Origin of the sequence: Spiroplasma endosymbiont of Acasis viretata (genome assembly GCF_964031275.1) — a bacterium.
Classification (GTDB): domain Bacteria; phylum Bacillota_I; class Bacilli_A; order Mycoplasmatales; family VBWQ01; genus Spiroplasma_E; species Spiroplasma_E ixodetis_A.
Genome location: NZ_OZ035019.1, coordinates 1,445,639 through 1,463,040 on the forward strand (window position 1 = coordinate 1,445,639; position 17,402 = coordinate 1,463,040).

At 22.9% G+C, this 17,402-nt stretch carries 20 protein-coding genes and 1 pseudogene; 5 read left to right on the plus strand and 16 right to left on the minus strand.

Annotation, left to right across the window (positions count from 1 at the left end):
- Positions 1-2: 2 nt before the first annotated feature.
- From rplI to AAHM96_RS08135, 7 genes and pseudogenes are all read right to left on the minus strand, one after another.
- Entirely contained in the window at positions 3-446 is a 444-nt protein-coding gene (rplI, locus tag AAHM96_RS08105; RefSeq protein ID WP_342266512.1) for a 50S ribosomal protein L9, read from the minus strand.
- A gap of 32 nt (positions 447-478) precedes the next feature.
- Complete coding sequence (locus AAHM96_RS08110) at positions 479-2,476, minus strand: DHH family phosphoesterase (RefSeq protein ID WP_252320081.1); 1,998 nt, start codon at positions 2,474-2,476, stop codon at positions 479-481.
- A gap of 187 nt (positions 2,477-2,663) precedes the next feature.
- On the minus strand, positions 2,664-2,894 hold the full coding sequence (rpsR, locus tag AAHM96_RS08115) for a 30S ribosomal protein S18 (RefSeq protein WP_174481285.1): 231 nt from the start codon (positions 2,892-2,894) through the stop codon (positions 2,664-2,666).
- A gap of 12 nt (positions 2,895-2,906) precedes the next feature.
- Positions 2,907-3,413 (minus strand): single-stranded DNA-binding protein, encoded by a 507-nt coding sequence (locus AAHM96_RS08120; protein WP_342273187.1) that lies wholly within the window; start codon positions 3,411-3,413, stop codon positions 2,907-2,909.
- 30 nt (positions 3,414-3,443) lie between these two features.
- Positions 3,444-3,971 (minus strand): 30S ribosomal protein S6, encoded by a 528-nt coding sequence (gene rpsF, locus AAHM96_RS08125; protein WP_342273188.1) that lies wholly within the window; start codon positions 3,969-3,971, stop codon positions 3,444-3,446.
- A gap of 191 nt (positions 3,972-4,162) precedes the next feature.
- Positions 4,163-4,762: a deoxynucleoside kinase gene (locus AAHM96_RS08130; RefSeq protein WP_338978382.1), complete on the minus strand. Its 600-nt coding sequence runs from the start codon at positions 4,760-4,762 to the stop codon at positions 4,163-4,165.
- A 653-nt stretch (positions 4,763-5,415) separates the two neighbouring features.
- A pseudogene (locus AAHM96_RS08135) lies at positions 5,416-6,206 on the minus strand (IS5 family transposase).
- 671 nt (positions 6,207-6,877) lie between these two features.
- Here AAHM96_RS08135 and AAHM96_RS08140 point away from each other — a divergent pair.
- The 3 genes from AAHM96_RS08140 (at position 6,878) to AAHM96_RS08150 (ending at position 9,132) form a co-directional block, all read left to right on the plus strand.
- Complete coding sequence (locus AAHM96_RS08140) at positions 6,878-7,855, plus strand: IS3 family transposase (protein WP_342272824.1); 978 nt, start codon at positions 6,878-6,880, stop codon at positions 7,853-7,855.
- Positions 7,856-7,952: 97 nt separating this feature from the next.
- A complete protein-coding gene (locus AAHM96_RS08145; protein WP_342272852.1) occupies positions 7,953-8,420 on the plus strand; it encodes a DDE-type integrase/transposase/recombinase in 468 nt (155 codons plus the stop codon).
- Between the two features lie 190 nt (positions 8,421-8,610).
- Positions 8,611-9,132, plus strand: a complete 522-nt coding sequence (locus AAHM96_RS08150) for a ferritin-like domain-containing protein (RefSeq protein WP_342273189.1) — start codon at positions 8,611-8,613, stop codon at positions 9,130-9,132.
- Positions 9,133-9,196: 64 nt separating this feature from the next.
- On the opposite strand, the gene AAHM96_RS08155 is transcribed toward AAHM96_RS08150, so the two are convergent.
- The 5 genes from AAHM96_RS08155 to AAHM96_RS08170 all read right to left on the minus strand — a co-directional run bounded on the left by AAHM96_RS08155 (position 9,197) and on the right by AAHM96_RS08170 (position 11,122).
- Entirely contained in the window at positions 9,197-9,619 is a 423-nt protein-coding gene (locus AAHM96_RS08155; RefSeq protein WP_342273190.1) for a hypothetical protein, read from the minus strand.
- A gap of 58 nt (positions 9,620-9,677) precedes the next feature.
- The gene (locus tag AAHM96_RS08660; RefSeq protein WP_425288769.1) at positions 9,678-10,100 is read right to left on the minus strand and encodes a transposase family protein; all 423 of its coding nucleotides are present in this window, start codon (positions 10,098-10,100) and stop codon (positions 9,678-9,680) included.
- 2 nt (positions 10,101-10,102) lie between these two features.
- Positions 10,103-10,495 (minus strand): transposase family protein, encoded by a 393-nt coding sequence (locus AAHM96_RS08665; RefSeq protein ID WP_342272745.1) that lies wholly within the window; start codon positions 10,493-10,495, stop codon positions 10,103-10,105.
- A 47-nt stretch (positions 10,496-10,542) separates the two neighbouring features.
- The gene (locus AAHM96_RS08165; protein WP_342273191.1) at positions 10,543-10,680 is read right to left on the minus strand and encodes a hypothetical protein; all 138 of its coding nucleotides are present in this window, start codon (positions 10,678-10,680) and stop codon (positions 10,543-10,545) included.
- A 136-nt stretch (positions 10,681-10,816) separates the two neighbouring features.
- Positions 10,817-11,122: a glycosyltransferase gene (locus AAHM96_RS08170; protein ID WP_342273192.1), complete on the minus strand. Its 306-nt coding sequence runs from the start codon at positions 11,120-11,122 to the stop codon at positions 10,817-10,819.
- 118 nt (positions 11,123-11,240) lie between these two features.
- Here AAHM96_RS08170 and AAHM96_RS08175 point away from each other — a divergent pair, with 118 nt between their 5' ends.
- Together AAHM96_RS08175 and AAHM96_RS08180 are read left to right on the plus strand one after the other, a co-directional pair.
- The gene (locus AAHM96_RS08175) at positions 11,241-12,218 is read left to right on the plus strand and encodes an IS3 family transposase (RefSeq protein ID WP_342272824.1); all 978 of its coding nucleotides are present in this window, start codon (positions 11,241-11,243) and stop codon (positions 12,216-12,218) included.
- Positions 12,219-12,580: 362 nt separating this feature from the next.
- The gene (locus AAHM96_RS08180) at positions 12,581-13,204 is read left to right on the plus strand and encodes a DDE-type integrase/transposase/recombinase (protein WP_342273193.1); all 624 of its coding nucleotides are present in this window, start codon (positions 12,581-12,583) and stop codon (positions 13,202-13,204) included.
- A 541-nt stretch (positions 13,205-13,745) separates the two neighbouring features.
- Here the strand turns inward: AAHM96_RS08180 and metG are convergent.
- The 4 genes from metG to AAHM96_RS08200 all read right to left on the minus strand — a co-directional run bounded on the left by metG (position 13,746) and on the right by AAHM96_RS08200 (position 17,321).
- Complete coding sequence (gene metG / locus AAHM96_RS08185; RefSeq protein ID WP_342273194.1) at positions 13,746-15,329, minus strand: methionine--tRNA ligase; 1,584 nt, start codon at positions 15,327-15,329, stop codon at positions 13,746-13,748.
- Between the two features lie 100 nt (positions 15,330-15,429).
- Positions 15,430-15,657, minus strand: a complete 228-nt coding sequence (locus AAHM96_RS08190; RefSeq protein ID WP_342273195.1) for a hypothetical protein — start codon at positions 15,655-15,657, stop codon at positions 15,430-15,432.
- Positions 15,658-15,739: 82 nt separating this feature from the next.
- Positions 15,740-16,717 (minus strand): IS3 family transposase, encoded by a 978-nt coding sequence (locus tag AAHM96_RS08195; RefSeq protein ID WP_342272797.1) that lies wholly within the window; start codon positions 16,715-16,717, stop codon positions 15,740-15,742.
- A gap of 100 nt (positions 16,718-16,817) precedes the next feature.
- Entirely contained in the window at positions 16,818-17,321 is a 504-nt protein-coding gene (locus AAHM96_RS08200) for a hypothetical protein (RefSeq protein WP_342273196.1), read from the minus strand.
- Positions 17,322-17,402: the final 81 nt, after the last annotated feature.

Sequence of the window (17,402 nt, forward strand, 5' to 3'; positions counted from 1 at the left end):
AATTATTCTCCTAAAACTTCAACCTTTAATTGTGCAATAATTGCAACATCTAATTTAATATTAATGTTAGTTATACCTAATTCATTAATAGGATTAAATTTAACAAATTTATGTTTATCAATTTTAATGTTATATTTTTGCACTAGTTGTTCACAAATTTGTTTTGAAGAAATAGCACCAGAAACTTTACCATTATTACTTTTTAATTTAAATTGTAAAGTAATTAAAGCTAATTGTTCTTTAATTTTTTGTAAATCTTCTAATTCCATTTCTCGTTGTATTTTTTTATTTTCAATTACTTTTTGATTAATTTTTAATGCTTCTGATGTAGCAATTACAGCTAATTTTCTAGGTAATAAATAATTTTTACCATAACCATCACTAACATTAACAACTTCACCTTTTTTACCATAATTTTTAACATCCGTTAAAAGTACAACTTTCATTGTAAACATCTCACTTTCTATTTTAATAATTTTTAATACCTTTCAGTAGTAGCACTCTCACTTTGATATACGCCACTTTCAATTAGTTTTACCAATTCATCATACAATGCTCTAATTCCCAATTTACTACTTTGGACAGCAGCAGCACTAAAGTGACCACCACCACCTAAGTTTTCACAAATAATTTGAACATTTATTTCACCGTTGCTTCGTGCTGATAAACAGGCACGTCCTTGACGATCATAAGCAATAGTAAATGATGCTTTACAATCACGTAAGTCTAACAACATTTCTGAAATTTGGGCTAAATATGAAGTATGTACTTCTAAGTTTTCATCACCAACAGCAACTAAAAATCCTTTTTTAATTTCTTGGGCGTGACTAATTAAAGCAAATTTATCAATTAGTTCATTTAAACTATTTTTCAATAATCCTTTAACTTTAGAAGGAGAAGCTCCTCAATCAGTTAATAATCCACAAGCTTCAAAAGTTCTTCTTGTTGTTCTTACTTGGAAATTATTAGTATCAATTAAAATACCTGCAAACATTATATTTCATAAAAATTCTGATTCAATATTATTAAAATCATTATAATAAATAATTTCTGTCATTGCTTCAGCTGTTGAAGAAGTTCCTGCATCAATATAAGAAGTAATAGTGCTACTAATTGATTCATCAGAAACACGATGATGATCAATAACAATAATTTTTACAGCTTTACTTAATAAATCAGGACTATCAACGCGTTGTGGATTATGAGTATCAACAACAATTAATAAAGTATTTGCATGAAGAAATTTAAGTGCTTGTTTACCAGTAATAAAATTACGACTAATATAACTTTCAGGAACAAGTTCATGAAGAATTTTTAATGTTTTTTCATCAACTTCATTTTGATTAATAACATAATGAGCACTTTTATTTAAACTTTTAGCAATTTCAATAATAGCTGTTCCTGAAGAAATACTATCAAAATCAGCAGCCGCATGTCCCATAACTAAAATGTTTTCTGCTAATTTTATTTCATTATATAATGATTGTGCAAACATTCTAATATTAATTTTAGATTCTGATTGTTTTGCTTCAATAGTACCTCCAATAAAAACTGTATTACCACCAAATTCACGAATAACTACTTGATCACCACCACGATAAACTGCTAACTCTTTACTTTCAATAGCCAAATCATATAGATCTTTACTAATAGCATTACCATAAGAGAAACCAGCAGATAACGTAATATCTGCTTTAAATTTTTTAACACCTTCTCGAATATTTTTAATAAGTGGAAAGTTATCATTTCTTGCTTTATTAAATTCATTTTGATAAAGTAAAATATTGTAACCATCTTCAATATTACCTAATAATAAACCTGAATAATTATTAGCAAAATCATTTAATTCAGTTTTAATAAATGCTTCAACACGAATTTGATTCTCAACTCTTAATTTTTGTAAAGAATTATAAAAATTATCAATACTAATTACACCAAAAACTAATTTTTCTTGCTGTAATTTATTATATAAGAAATGATATTTAGTTGTTTCTTGTAACAAAATTGTTCTAGTTTGTACTAAATAAATAGCATCATAAAGCATATCTTCAATTTTAAGTGTAATTTGAGTAATATTATTACTAATTAATTGTTCTAAATCTCTTGATAGTTTAACAATTGATTTTCCAATTAATCTACCTAAACCTTTATCTTCTAAAAATTCACTTACTCACATAATTGATAAATCACTATCCAAAACAATCATACCAACACTACCAAAAGTTAAAGCTTGTGCATTATTTAATTTTATGATTTCGGCTGTGTTAATATAACGATGACGAATTCATAAACTAAATAAAAAAATATAAAGACAAACAATAATAAAATTACCTAAAACTAAACTTAAAATTACAGTAATAGTGACCACTTGTTCTGCTGTCTCAATATTAACAATAAAATAAGTCAAGCCAATTAAAATTTCAACTACTAATCAAACAATCATTATTAAATGATAATTTCTTAACGATTTGAACACTTTGTCACTTCCTTCTAATATTATTAATTATACTATAACACTAATACTAAAAACAGCCATTATCTTTTATGTAATATAATACTATTAAGGTCTTTTTATTTTAATTTTAAACTATTATTTAAAATAAAATATTTTTAAGATAAAAATAAATAAAAATTGAGTAAGATTTGTAAACTTACTCAATTTTTTATCTTGAATATCTTAATAATCCCATGATTTGGGCACGTTTTATATTTTTAGCAATTAAACGTTGATACTTTGGATTAGTACCTGTTGTTCTTGCTGGCAAAATTTTGTTATTATTACCCATAAATTTACTTAGTAATTCAATATCTTTATAATCAATATAAGTAATATTATTTTTAGTAATAAAACAAGATTTTCTTCTTGTAAAATTTCTTGGTTTACCAGTGTTCATAATTATCCTCCTTTAATTATTTAAATCTCAAATGATATCTTCTTCATCAAATTCTATATTTTGAATAGCCGCTTCTTTTTCTTGAAGCTGATTACTATTAGTAAAGGCAATATCAGTACTATAATTAGGACTTTTAAAAGCATCATCTAAATGAATTTTATTCTCATCTCTTGGTTTTGAATAATTAATATTAGCATTATTATCACTACTATTATCTTTTTTACGATTATCTAAAAAAGTAACAGTTTGTGCAACCACTTCAGTAATATATAGTTCTTTTCCATTTTGATCGGTTGATTTTCTTACTGACAGTCTTCCTGAAACTGAAATTAAAGAACCTTTAACTAAATAATTAGTCATATTTTCAGCAACTTTATTTCAAGCCACACACGAAATATAATCAGCTTGATTTTGAATATTATTAACTGCAAGTGTAAAAAAAGTAAAAGGTTTTCCTGTTGAAGTTTGATGTAACTTTAAATCACGAGTGATTCTACCAATTAATGTAACAATATTCATTTTTTATCCTCACTTTTAACTTAGATTTTATTAATCTTTTTGTTCAGTATTCGATGCATTATTATTAGTATTTGTTTTTGAATTTTGGTAATTAGTTTTTGTATGATAAGATGATTCAGTACCAGCGATTGGTCTTGGTTTTCTTTCACCATTTTCATCACGATTATAAGAAGGACGATTTCTTGGTCTTGTTGGTCGAGAGAAAGAACTAGATTCTACTTGACGTTTTGGTTTAAACTTATTAACTTTTTCACTATCTAAATTAATAACCAAAAAACGCATTACGTCTAATTGTCTTTGTTTATTTAAAGCTACACGATTAAAGTTAGCAATGTTTTCTGGTGAAGTTAGCACTTCAATAATAAAATAATGACCCTTAACTTTTTTGTTAATAGGATAAGCAAATTGACGAATAGAATCTTGTTCTTTAGTAATTTTTCCAGCATTTTTAGTTAAAATTTCACAAAATTCTTTTTTAATTAATTGTGCTTTTTCTTGATTTTGATCATCAACGATGTACATAATTTCATAATTATGTTTTTGTTTTAAATCTTCCAATGTTCGAAGACCTCCTTTTGGGCATATGGCTCTGATGAGCAAGGAGTAAATATATTAAGTTTGATTTTTAAATATTTGACTCATACAATATTATAACGTAATTACCTTTAAAGTAAAGGAAAAATAACAATAATTATTAATATAACATGAGAAAAAATGACTAAATAAAAATTTGATTTCAATAAGAAATTTTATTTTATATAATCAATTATTTTTTGCACTATTTGCTTAGGAGTTAAATCATTAGTGTCAATTACTAAAAAATTAAAGTTATTTTTTTCTTTTTCATATCACTGTTCATATTTTTTATTTAATAAACTTCAGTATTCATGAGGTACATGTTTTTCTGATTCACGACCACGAAGGTTTATGCGTTCAATTGTGTTTTCAAGATTTGCTTTTAAATAGACAATTAAATCGGGCTTAATTTGTGGATCAAAATAAAGTGATGAAATAATAACATTATTATAAAAATTTAAATACACTTCATAATCTCTATCATTCATATTGTTTTGAGCTTTTAATACCTCAACAAAAATAGGATCTTCTAAAATACTACGATCAAAAATAACATTGTTAAAATTTTGTGCTTCTTTTAATTGTTTACTTCGTGCCATCAGCATAAATACTTGCATTTTAAAAGCATATTCTAAAGGATTTTGATAAAAATCATCTAAATAGGGATTACTAGTAACTGGCTCGTCCATAATTTTATATTTTAATAATTTTGCTAATTCTCTACTAATAGTGCTCTTACCAACACCAACTACACCAGATAATACAATTTTCATTTTTTGCCTCCCATAATATATGATTACAATTAATTTATCTTAATATATAAATTTTCTCCCTCCAAATAAAAAAACATTTAATAAATTAAATTTTACTTTTACTAAAACTCGTTGCTTATATTTTCAAAGATTAACGTAATATCAATTACATTTTTGAAATTATTGATAATACACTTTCTTGATTCTATATACCCTTTTAACTATATTTATCATAACATAGAATTTATTGATAACGATACTATTACTTTTTAGTTATCAAATAAATCAAATTCATATATTTATAAACTAAATTTTAAAAATAAAAGAGAAGTAAACTACAAACTAAATTACATTAATATAAACAGTAATCACATTAATTATTATATTTTCTTTCAAACTTGCTTGCCGCTTATTTAATTTAAATATACAAAAACTATTTCCCTTTCCATTTTTGATTCATACAAATTACAATCACAGTATACATCATTTTTTATTTATAATTTTGCTGATTTTGATTTAGAACTACTTTTTAAAAACTGATTATCATCATTTATTTTTTGTCTTTCAAATTCATTTGAGTATACAAAATTATTAATATATTTTATATTGTGATTAAAATCTTCTTTAAGAAAATTATTAGTATAAAAATTTTCATCATTTACTTTAGAACCTGTTTAAAATCTTTTCAATAAAATTGAAATAAAGGCAAGAACAACCATTTGTAAGCTAGTATTTAATTTTTTTTCACAATTTTTTCATAATCTTCTGCATTTTTCTAATCATGCAAAACTTCGTTCTACAACTCATCTTTTTGGTAATACTACAAAAGAATGTAATTCATTACGTTTTATAACTTCAACATTTGCATTTATAATTGTTTTAATTTTAGAAGCAAATTTTTCACCAGTATAACCAGCATCTACTAGTATTTTTTGAACTGCAGAAAGATTCTCTTTTTCATTTTCAATCATTATTATAGCACTATTACGATCTGTTTTTTCTGCTGTGGTTATGTAAATTGCATGTGGTAAACCTTGAGAATCAACAGCAATATGACGCTTTATTCCTGAAATCTTTTTACCAGCATCATAACCTTTATTTTTAGTAGTATCTGTATTTTTAACACTTTGTGAATCAATTATACAAAAACTAGTTTGTTCTTTTCTACCATTATTGATACGAAATGCCTTGACTAATTTTTTTTAAAACTAATTGTAATACACTAGGTTCTTTATCATTATTTTTACTTGAAGCTTGAAAATAATAATATACAATTTGTCATTTTGGAAAATTTTTTTGGTAACATTCTTCACTGGCAACCACTTTTTAATACATATAAAACTGCACAAAATACTTCATATAAATCTAAACTTCTTGGTTTAGTTCTCTTTTTAGTATTTTCTAAAATTGATTTTATATTTTCAAATTGCTCTTTGCTAACATTACTAGGATAATTTTTACACATATATACCTCTTATTTTAAAATATATAATCATTTTATCCTATTCTCTAAAAGATTTTAAACAGGTTCTAATACTTGAAAAAATAGTTGCTATATTTTCTCTTGAATTTACATTTTCAATATCACCATTAATTGATTGATAATTTTGAATAGGCATATTTAAATATCCTCCTTTAACATAAAAAACTCATTACTTTAAAAACCAAGTAATAAGTTAAACAAAAAAACTTTAATATAAAATTTTAGAATTATAATATCATATTTAAAATAAAAAGAAACTATTATTTAATAGTAATAGTTTTTACATAAAAATATATTTTACTTATTAATTTTAAAAAAAGAAAAAAATATTTAACTATAAAATAAATTTAAATTTATAAAAATTTATAATAAACAATTAGACAATGTTTAAAATTAAATTATTTCAATAAAATAAATTATGATATTATTTTAAAGCGTATTATTTTCTGAAATAAATAATAAGTTACTAACAATTTAAATTTAGACTTTAAATTTATCAATTGTTATAATAAGAATAAATTTGTAAAGGGGCCACTTGCCACTTGCCACTTAGCCCTTTTTACTAGACCATTAATTTAAAAAACCTGAATGTATTCTAAAAACAATTGTGTTATATAATTAACACTAATTTTAACCTGAAAGGATTTTTATTAATGGATAAAATTAAACAAATAGCATTAGTAATTAACAAATTAAATATCAAAGAAAAAATTAAAATTATTGATGATTGTAAAAATCAATATTCAATTAGAAACCTATGTCAATATCTTCAATTAAACAGATCAACATATTACTTTTTAAAAAATAAACAAAAACCTATTAAAAAAGAAGAAAATCATATTATTAAATGCAATCATAAATATCAAAAAATATGCCAACTTTTAATCGAATTTCATTCTACAAGAAAAGGCAGAATTTATGGATATTTAAGAATTTTTTCAGCTTTTAAAGAGTGATTAAAACAAGAAAAAAATATCATTTTAAATATAGAATTATCAATAAAACAAATGCGAAAAATTATGAAAGAACACAATATTCAAGGATTAAAACAAACTAAAAATAACTATCCTAAAAACAAAAAAAATCCAAATAAGTGAATACCTACAATGGATAAAGTAAACAAAGATTATAAAAGTACAACCTCTTCAAATCAAATTTGATCAATGGACACTAAACAAATAAATACTAAAGAAGGATGATTATATCTTTTTGTAATTATTGATTTTTATTCAAATAATGTTGTTAGTTATAATATTGCTCCTAATAAATCATATCAGGATTTAATTCTTCCTGCTCTTGAAAAAATCAACAAACAATTTTCTTGAAATCAAGTAAAAAATGTTATTTTACATTCAGATAACGCCAACGAATTTTATTGTCACGATATCACAAAATGAGCAGAGGATAAACAAATAATTTTAAGCAAAAAACAACCTTATGATATTGGTGGTAATGTATTATCTGAAAACTGATTTTCTCATTTATCTCAAGAATGACTACCTAAAGGATCAAATCAATATTTATCCATCAATGAAGCTATAAATGATGTAAATCAATATGTTATGTTTTATAATTATGAAAGAATACATTCTAAATTTCTAAAACCACCAATTTTACAAATTAAAATTTAGAATTTTATATCAAAAATGGTCCAGTAATTAAGGGCCAACCACCGATAAAGTAAACAAAGATTATAAAAGTACAACCTCTTCAAATCAAATTTGATCAATGGACACTAAACAAATAAATACTAAAGAAGGATGATTATATCTTTTTGTAATTATTGATTTTTATTCAAATAATGTTGTTAGTTATAATATTGCTCCTAATAAATCATATCAGGATTTAATTCTTCCTGCTCTTGAAAAAATCAACAAACAATTTTCTTGAAATCAAGTAAAAAATGTTATTTTACATTCAGATAACGCCAACGAATTTTATTGTCAAGATATCACAAAATGAGCAGAGGATAAACAAATAATTTTAAGCAAAAAACAACCTTATGATATTGGTGGTAATGTATTATCTGAAAACTGATTTTCTCATTTATCTCAAGAATGACTACCTAAAGGATCAAATCAATATTTATCCATCAATGAAGCTATAAATGATGTAAATCAATATGTTATGTTTTATAATTATGAAAGAATACATTCTAAATTTCTAAAACCACCAATTTTACAAATTAAAATTTAGAATTTTATATCAAAAATGGTCCAGTAATTAAGGGCCAACCACCAACCACCGTGGCAAGTGGCGAACTTACTTCATAAAAAATGCAACAGAAACAATTAATTAACAATATTTTTATTCTTAATTTATTTTAATATATATATAGTATTAAAGTAGTATAATACATATAAAGCCAAGAAAGAAGGTGTATTTAATGATTAAAAAAATTAACGATGATCTAAATGATTATATTAGTGAACATCTAAAATATCAAATGCTTAGTTTTAAATTAAGTAATGATGCAAATCAAAAAGGATATCCTGGGTTTGCACGCTTCTTCCAAGTAGAAGCGGCTGATGCTGTTGTTCATATTCGTAAAATTTGTAACTATTTAATGGATCAAGATGCTCAAGTTGAAATTAAAGACATTAAAGTTCCAACTTTTACTACAAAAAACATTGAAGAAGCATTAAAAAAATTAAAATCTACTAAAGAAGAATTACTTGATTTTACTAATAAACTTGTTAAAAGTGCTCGTGAAAATAATGATAATTTAACTTCGAAATTTTATGACTGATTCTTAATTGATTTCTATGAAGAAATTGCTTATGAAAAAGACTTATTGGATTGAATTGCAATGTCTAATAGTAACCTTTATAAAATTGACAAACGTTTACTAAAAACTGAAGAGCCAGATACTTTAAAAGTTATTGTTCCATTTTATGAACCCGAATAAATTTCACATTTAACTCTTAATTTTCACCAAAAATGTATAAAAAAATTATACATTTTTTATTTTTTTATAAAAATTTTGTTGTATTTTTTTGTTTTTCTTCTACTTGATAGTTTAAACTGTATTCTCTTTTTTTACCTTCAATATTTATTTCATCTTTACTTTTATTACTTCATTCAATAACTTTTAACTTATTTTCTCCTAAATCAGTTTTAATATTAATTATTATTCATATATACTCATTATAAATCTCTTTAAGTTTTTGAAAATGCTTTTGAAATAAAAATTTATTTTTTTCACTATAATTACCTTCAAATGTAATCATTATTGAAATGTTTTCTATTATTTTTATTTGTTTTGCATACTCTTCTGATATTTTTTGTAATCTTCTTTGTTTATTATATTCGGTTTCATTTATTTCATTTCAATTATTGGAACCGTGTTGATAACCAATATCGAAAGAAGAAAATAATTCTGATGGAAATGCCATTTTTCTAAAAGTCTTTAATGAAAAATATAAATTATTTTTCATTAGACTTGGTGCAAAACTAAGGTAATTCAAAATTATATATTCCTGCTATTAAATTAAATCTTAATGCAAATCTTCGTATTTTATTGCGATATTTTAAAGTTAAAATTTTAAAACGTTTTAGTTTAGCAAATACGTGTTCAATTTTAATTCTAATTTTGCTTAAAGTTTTATTGTATTCTTTTTGAATTGGTATTAATTTATTGTATTTACTTTTTTTAAATGGCAAAAATGTATTTTTATGAATATTTTGTATTCCTTGATAACCTGAATCAACAAAAACTTGTTTTTCTGGATGAATAAAAGTTTTAGATTTTAAAAGTAATTTAAAATCATGAATGCTTCCAAAACAAAAAGCGGTTGAAATAATTTTTCCATTTAAAATATCAATAATTATTTGCGATTTAAGAGTATGATGTTTGTTTTTACCCGAAAAAAGTAATTTTAGTTTTTTTTAATTCTTTCAATTGGAGTTTCAGTAGCATCAATAGCTAGTAAAGTATTATTGATTCCTTTATTTTTGATTAAATCTTTTTTGCCAGATAAATTAAAAATTCCACTTTTTATTAAAGTATTTTCAATTCAAAAAATATTACGAATGCAGCTAGTATGACTAATATTATATCTTTTTGCAATAACTCTATAACTACTATACTCTTTTCAGTATTCTAATGTCATTAATAAACGATTTTCTATTGATAATTTATTAGGTTTACCACCAACTGCTTTTTTAATTGCTTCAGCTTTTTTTAAAATTTCAACCATTTTTTGAAATGTTTGTAGTTTTATTCCCACTAAACTATAAAATTCTTGTTCATCTTTGTATTTTTTTAACATAATAATTATCACCTTTGATATTAATAATAACGGTTAAATTATTAAAATTAAAGGTTTTGCACCAAGTCTATTGAATAAAAATCTACTCCTATATAGTGACTATTAGCATCATATAATATTTCTTTTTCTTCTTCTTTAAAATTATTTTCAATTATATAATTAACAATTTTTTGAATTTTTACCAATTCTCCTACATCATATGTTGGATTATTTTTTTGATCTAATTCTTCTCTTAATTCATTTATTACCTTACTAATAATTTTAGAATGTTTTGTGACAACAATTACATCATAAAAATCTGTATAAAAATATAATTTATAATTATCATTTTTTTTTAATTTTAATATTTAATAAAATACCATAACAAGCATAAAGAAATCTAGGGAGTGAACGTTTTAATTCAACATCACCATCTAAATAAATGCCTCCATATTGGTTTAATATAACAATTCTTATAAAATCTGATGCTGATTTTAGTTTTTCTTTAATTGCTAATCTATTATTTTTAAATATTTGTTCAAATATTACTACATCATTATTTTCTAAATTTTCTATTTCTTTTAAACTAATAATTTTAATATTATTAAGTAACTTATGTTGTTGTTTTTCATTTTCGCCACTTGCCACTTGCCACTTGCCACTTAGCCCTTTTTACTAGACCATTAATTTAAAAAACCTGAATGTATTCTAAAAACAATTGTGTTATATAATTAACACTAATTTTAACCTGAAAGGATTTTTATTAATGGATAAAATTAAACAAATAGCATTAGTAATTAACAAATTAAATATCAAAGAAAAAATTAAAATTATTGATGATTGTAAAAATCAATATTCAATTAGAAACCTATGTCAATATCTTCAATTAAACAGATCAACATATTACTTTTTAAAAAATAAACAAAAACCTATTAAAAAAGAAGAAAATCATATTATTAAATGCAATCATAAATATCAAAAAATATGCCAACTTTTAATCGAATTTCATTCTACAAGAAAAGGCAGAATTTATGGATATTTAAGAATTTTTTCAGCTTTTAAAGAGTGATTAAAACAAGAAAAAAATATCATTTTAAATATAGAATTATCAATAAAACAAATGCGAAAAATTATGAAAGAACACAATATTCAAGGATTAAAACAAACTAAAAATAACTATCCTAAAAACAAAAAAAATCCAAATAAGTGAATACCTACAATGGATAAAGTAAACAAAGATTATAAAAGTACAACCTCTTCAAATCAAATTTGATCAATGGACACTAAACAAATAAATACTAAAGAAGGATGATTATATCTTTTTGTAATTATTGATTTTTATTCAAATAATGTTGTTAGTTATAATATTGCTCCTAATAAATCATATCAGGATTTAATTCTTCCTGCTCTTGAAAAAATCAACAAACAATTTTCTTGAAATCAAGTAAAAAATGTTATTTTACATTCAGATAACGCCAACGAATTTTATTGTCACGATATCACAAAATGAGCAGAGGATAAACAAATAATTTTAAGCAAAAAACAACCTTATGATATTGGTGGTAATGTATTATCTGAAAACTGATTTTCTCATTTATCTCAAGAATGACTACCTAAAGGATCAAATCAATATTTATCCATCAATGAAGCTATAAATGATGTAAATCAATATGTTATGTTTTATAATTATGAAAGAATACATTCTAAATTTCTAAAACCACCAATTTTACAAATTAAAATTTAGAATTTTATATCAAAAATGGTCCAGTAATTAAGGGCCAACCACCCAAATTAAATATCAAAGAAAAAATTAAAATTATTGATGATTGTAAAAATCAATATTCAATTAGAAACCTATGTCAATATCTTCAATTAAACAGATCAACATATTACTTTTTAAAAAATAAACAAAAACCTATTAAAAAAGAAGAAAATCATATTATTAAATGCAATCATAAATATCAAAAAATATGCCAACTTTTAATCGAATTTCATTCTACAAGAAAAGGCAGAATTTATGGATATTTAAGAATTTTTTCAGCTTTTAAAGAGTGATTAAAACAAGAAAAAAATATCATTTTAAATATAGAATTATCAATAAAACAAATGCGAAAAATTATGAAAGAACACAATATTCAAGGATTAAAACAAACTAAAAATAACTATCCTAAAAACAAAAAAAATCCAAATAAGTGAATACCTACAATGGATAAAGTAAACAAAGATTATAAAAGTACAACCTCTTCAAATCAAATTTGATCAATGGACACTAAACAAATAAATACTAAAGAAGGATGATTATATCTTTTTGTAATTATTGATTTTTATTCAAATAATGTTGTTAGTTATAATATTGCTCCTAATAAATCATATCAGGATTTAATTCTTCCTGCTCTTGAAAAAATCAACAAACAATTTTCTTGAAATCAAGTAAAAAATGTTATTTTACATTCAGATAACGTCAACGAATTTTATTGTCAAGATATCACAAAATGAGCAGAGGATAAACAAATAATTTTAAGCAAAAAACAACCTTATGATATTGGTGGTAATGTATTATCTGAAAACTGATTTTCTCATTTATCTCAAGAATGACTACCTAAAGGATCAAATCAATATTTATCCATCAATGAAGCTATAAATGATGTAAATCAATATGTTATGTTTTATAATTATGAAAGAATACATTCTAAATTTCTAAAACCACCAATTTTACAAATTAAAATTTAGAATTTTATATCAAAAATGGTCCAGTAATTAAGGGCCAACCACCATTTTACATTCAGATAACGCCAACGAATTTTATTGTCAAGATATCACAAAATGAGCAGAGGATAAACAAATAATTTTAAGCAAAAAACAACCTTATGATATTGGTGGTAATGTATTATCTGAAAACTGATTTTCTCATTTATCTCAAGAATGACTACCTAAAGGATCAAATCAATATTTATCCATCAATGAAGCTATAAATGATGTAAATCAATATGTTATGTTTTATAATTATGAAAGAATACATTCTAAATTTCTAAAACCACCAATTTTACAAATTAAAATTTAGAATTTTATATCAAAAATGGTCCAGTAATTAAGGGCCAACCACCAACCACCCATTTTTAGAAATTCATAAAATAACTTCACGTTCATGTTGGTGTAATAAAGCCGCATAAATTATATTATTTCTTACAGTAATTGGTATTTCTCCAATTCATACAAAATGAATTGGATATTTATTATCTATAACTGAAATTTTTTTAATAACTCTTATATTTTATTTAAATGCATTGTTTAAAAATGATAATTCATCTTCGATATTTAATCTTGGAAATAATAACTCTTTTTTATTAACAGATTTATTAAAAACTTCATTCAAGTTAATATTGACTATTGGTTTAGTAATTTTTAAGACACCCAATTGTTCATGAATTTTTAATGAACTATTAACCAAAATTGGACTTAATAAAGCACTACTAATAATTAAAATATTTGCTAATAAATTTAAAATATTATGTAATTCAATAGTTTTATTATTTTTATGTAAATCTCATGGTTTTGTTAAATCAATTAATTTATTACCACTAGTTATTAATTTAAAAACGACATTAATTGCTTCATGAATTTGATACTCATCCATTTCAATATTAAAATCATTAATAGTACTTTTAATAATTTTAATTATTTCTATTGCTTCTGGTTGTAACTTATTTAAATTAACTTTGGGAATTTTACCATCACAATATTTAATGATCATTGTAACTGTTCGCGAAAGCAAATTACCTAAATCATTAACAAGATAAGAGTTATAACAATTTAAAAATAATTCATGACTATATTTTGCATCATGACCAATAATAATTTCTTTCATTAAAAAAAACCGTAATCCATCTGCACCATAACGATTTACTAATACTAAAGGATCAATAACATTACCTTTTGATTTTGACATTTTTCCTTCTTCATTAGTAATTCAACCGTGAGCCAAAATTCGATTTGGTTGTCTCAAGTTTAATGCCATTAATAAAATTGGCCAATAAATCATATGAAAACGACTAATTTCTTTACCAACTAGATTCACAATTTCACAATTTGAATCTAGTCAAAATTTTTTAAAATTAATGTCATCATCTTGTAAATAACCTAATCCTGTTAAATAATTACTTAATGCATCAATTCAAACATAAATAACATGTTTTGGATTTTCTAATAATGGTACCCCTCAAGTAAAACTCGTTCTAGTAACACTTAAATTTTCTAAGCCTGGCGTAATAAAATTATTAATCATTTCCGTTTTACGATTAAGTGGTCATAAAAATAATGGGTGTTCATCATAATATTTTAATAATTGTTTAGTATATTTTTCCAATTTTAAAAAATATGATGGTTCTGATAAAGTAGTAATATTACCTTGACATATTTTACATGTATTATTAGTTTTATTAATTTGGCTATCTGTCAAAAATTCTTCACAAGAAATACAATATGAGCCTTCATATTTTCCCAAATAAATATCATTTTGTTTTAATAATTTGCTTAATATTTTCTGAACACTTAAAATATGATTTTTATCAGTTGTTCTAATAAATTTATCATAATCAATATTTAAGTTTTTTCATAAATTCTTAAACCCAACAACAATATCATCAACAAATTTTTGTGGAGTTTGTTTATTTTCATCCGCCTTTTTAGCAATTTTTTGACCATGTTCATCACTTCCAGTTAAAAAGAATACTTCATAACTTTGCATTTTCTTATAGCGAGCTAAAACATCAGCAATAATTGTTGTATAAGCATGTCCTAAGTGTAACTTAGCACTAGGATAATAAATAGGGGTAGTAATATAAAATTTTTTTGTCATTATTTGCTCCTAAATTTAATAATTATAATTTTACATTAAAATAGTATTTTTTATTGTAATACTTATTTAAATTAATAATATTTTATTAATCTTTATTTTTTTATAAAATCGAACATTTTTGTTGATATTGATTTTTATTAAAACCATTATCAGAGTTAACAGCATCTATATCAACATTTAAGTAAAACTGATAATCACTATTTACGTGTGAAATAACACTACTTTTTTCATTATCATAATTATTTACTGGTAAATACTGATTACCATTACTCATTAATGGTTGATTTTGTAATTTTCCTGAAATTGCAAAATCATATCAATGTCTCAAAAGATCATTTTTTTCTCATTGTCTTCTTTTTTCTTTTTCGGTGGTTGGCCCTTAATTACTGGACCATTTTTGATATAAAATTCTAAATTTTAATTTGTAAAATTGGTGGTTTTAGAAATTTAGAATGTATTCTTTCATAATTATAAAACATAACATATTGATTTACATCATTTATAGCTTCATTGATGGATAAATATTGATTTGATCCTTTAGGTAGTCATTCTTGAGATAAATGAGAAAATCAGTTTTCAGATAATACATTACCACCAATATCATAAGGTTGTTTTTTGCTTAAAATTATTTGTTTATCCTCTGCTCATTTTGTGATATCTTGACAATAAAATTCGTTGGCGTTATCTGAATGTAAAATAACATTTTTTATTTGATTTCAAGAAAATTGTTTGTTGATTTTTTCAAGAGCAGGAAGAATTAAATCCTGATATGATTTATTAGGAGCAATATTATAACTAACAACATTATTTGAATAAAAATCAATAATTACAAAAAGATATAATCATCCTTCTTTAGTATTTATTTGTTTAGTGTCCATTGATCAAATTTGATTTGAAGAGGTTGTACTTTTATAATCTTTGTTTACTTTATCCATTGTAGGTATTCACTTATTTGGATTTTTTTTGTTTTTAGGATAGTTATTTTTAGTTTGTTTTAATCCTTGAATATTGTGTTCTTTCATAATTTTTCGCATTTGTTTTATTGATAATTCTATATTTAAAATGATATTTTTTTCTTGTTTTAATCACTCTTTAAAAGCTGAAAAAATTCTTAAATATCCATAAATTCTGCCTTTTCTTGTAGAATGAAATTCGATTAAAAGTTGGCATATTTTTTGATATTTATGATTGCATTTAATAATATGATTTTCTTCTTTTTTAATAGGTTTTTGTTTATTTTTTAAAAAGTAATATGTTGATCTGTTTAATTGAAGATATTGACATAGGTTTCTAATTGAATATTGATTTTTACAATCATCAATAATTTTAATTTTTTCTTTGATATTTAATTTGTTAATTACTAATGCTATTTGTTTAATTTTATCCATTAATAAAAATCCTTTCAGGTTAAAATTAGTGTTAATTATATAACACAATTGTTTTTAGAATACATTCAGGTTTTTTAAATTAATGGTCTAGTAAAAAGGGCTAAGTGGCTTCTATTTTTTCTAAAATATTATTAAGTTTTAAAATTTTTAATCCAACCTTTTTCAATTCTTCTTTTTGATTACTTATATTAACTTTTTCACATACTATTTTGTTAATTCGTTTTTTTTCAAAATTATAATAACCAAAAGTTAAAAACTTAACTAATTTATTCTTAAATTTAAAAATTTTACTTGTTTTTTGTTTTTCGAAAATTTCTAACTTTTTAATACTATTTATATTATAAGAAAGAAATATAGATTGTTTTTTAATATATGACTGCAATGTTTTTTCACATTTATATTTCTTATTACTAATATAATATAATATTATTTTTATTTTATTAATTTTCTTTTTTAATAAATTAATATCTAATTCTCCATTATCTTTTAAGTATCGATCATCTAAAACATCATAAAAATGTTCTTCATTATCATCATAGCTTGTAATAAAATTAAAATGTTGATTTATAAAAGGAAAACTATTATCGATTTTGTATTTCTTCATAATTTTCACTCCTTAAACTTATATAATCTAGTGACTAATTACAATATTTTCTTAATCTTTTATATTTATTGATTATTAGAT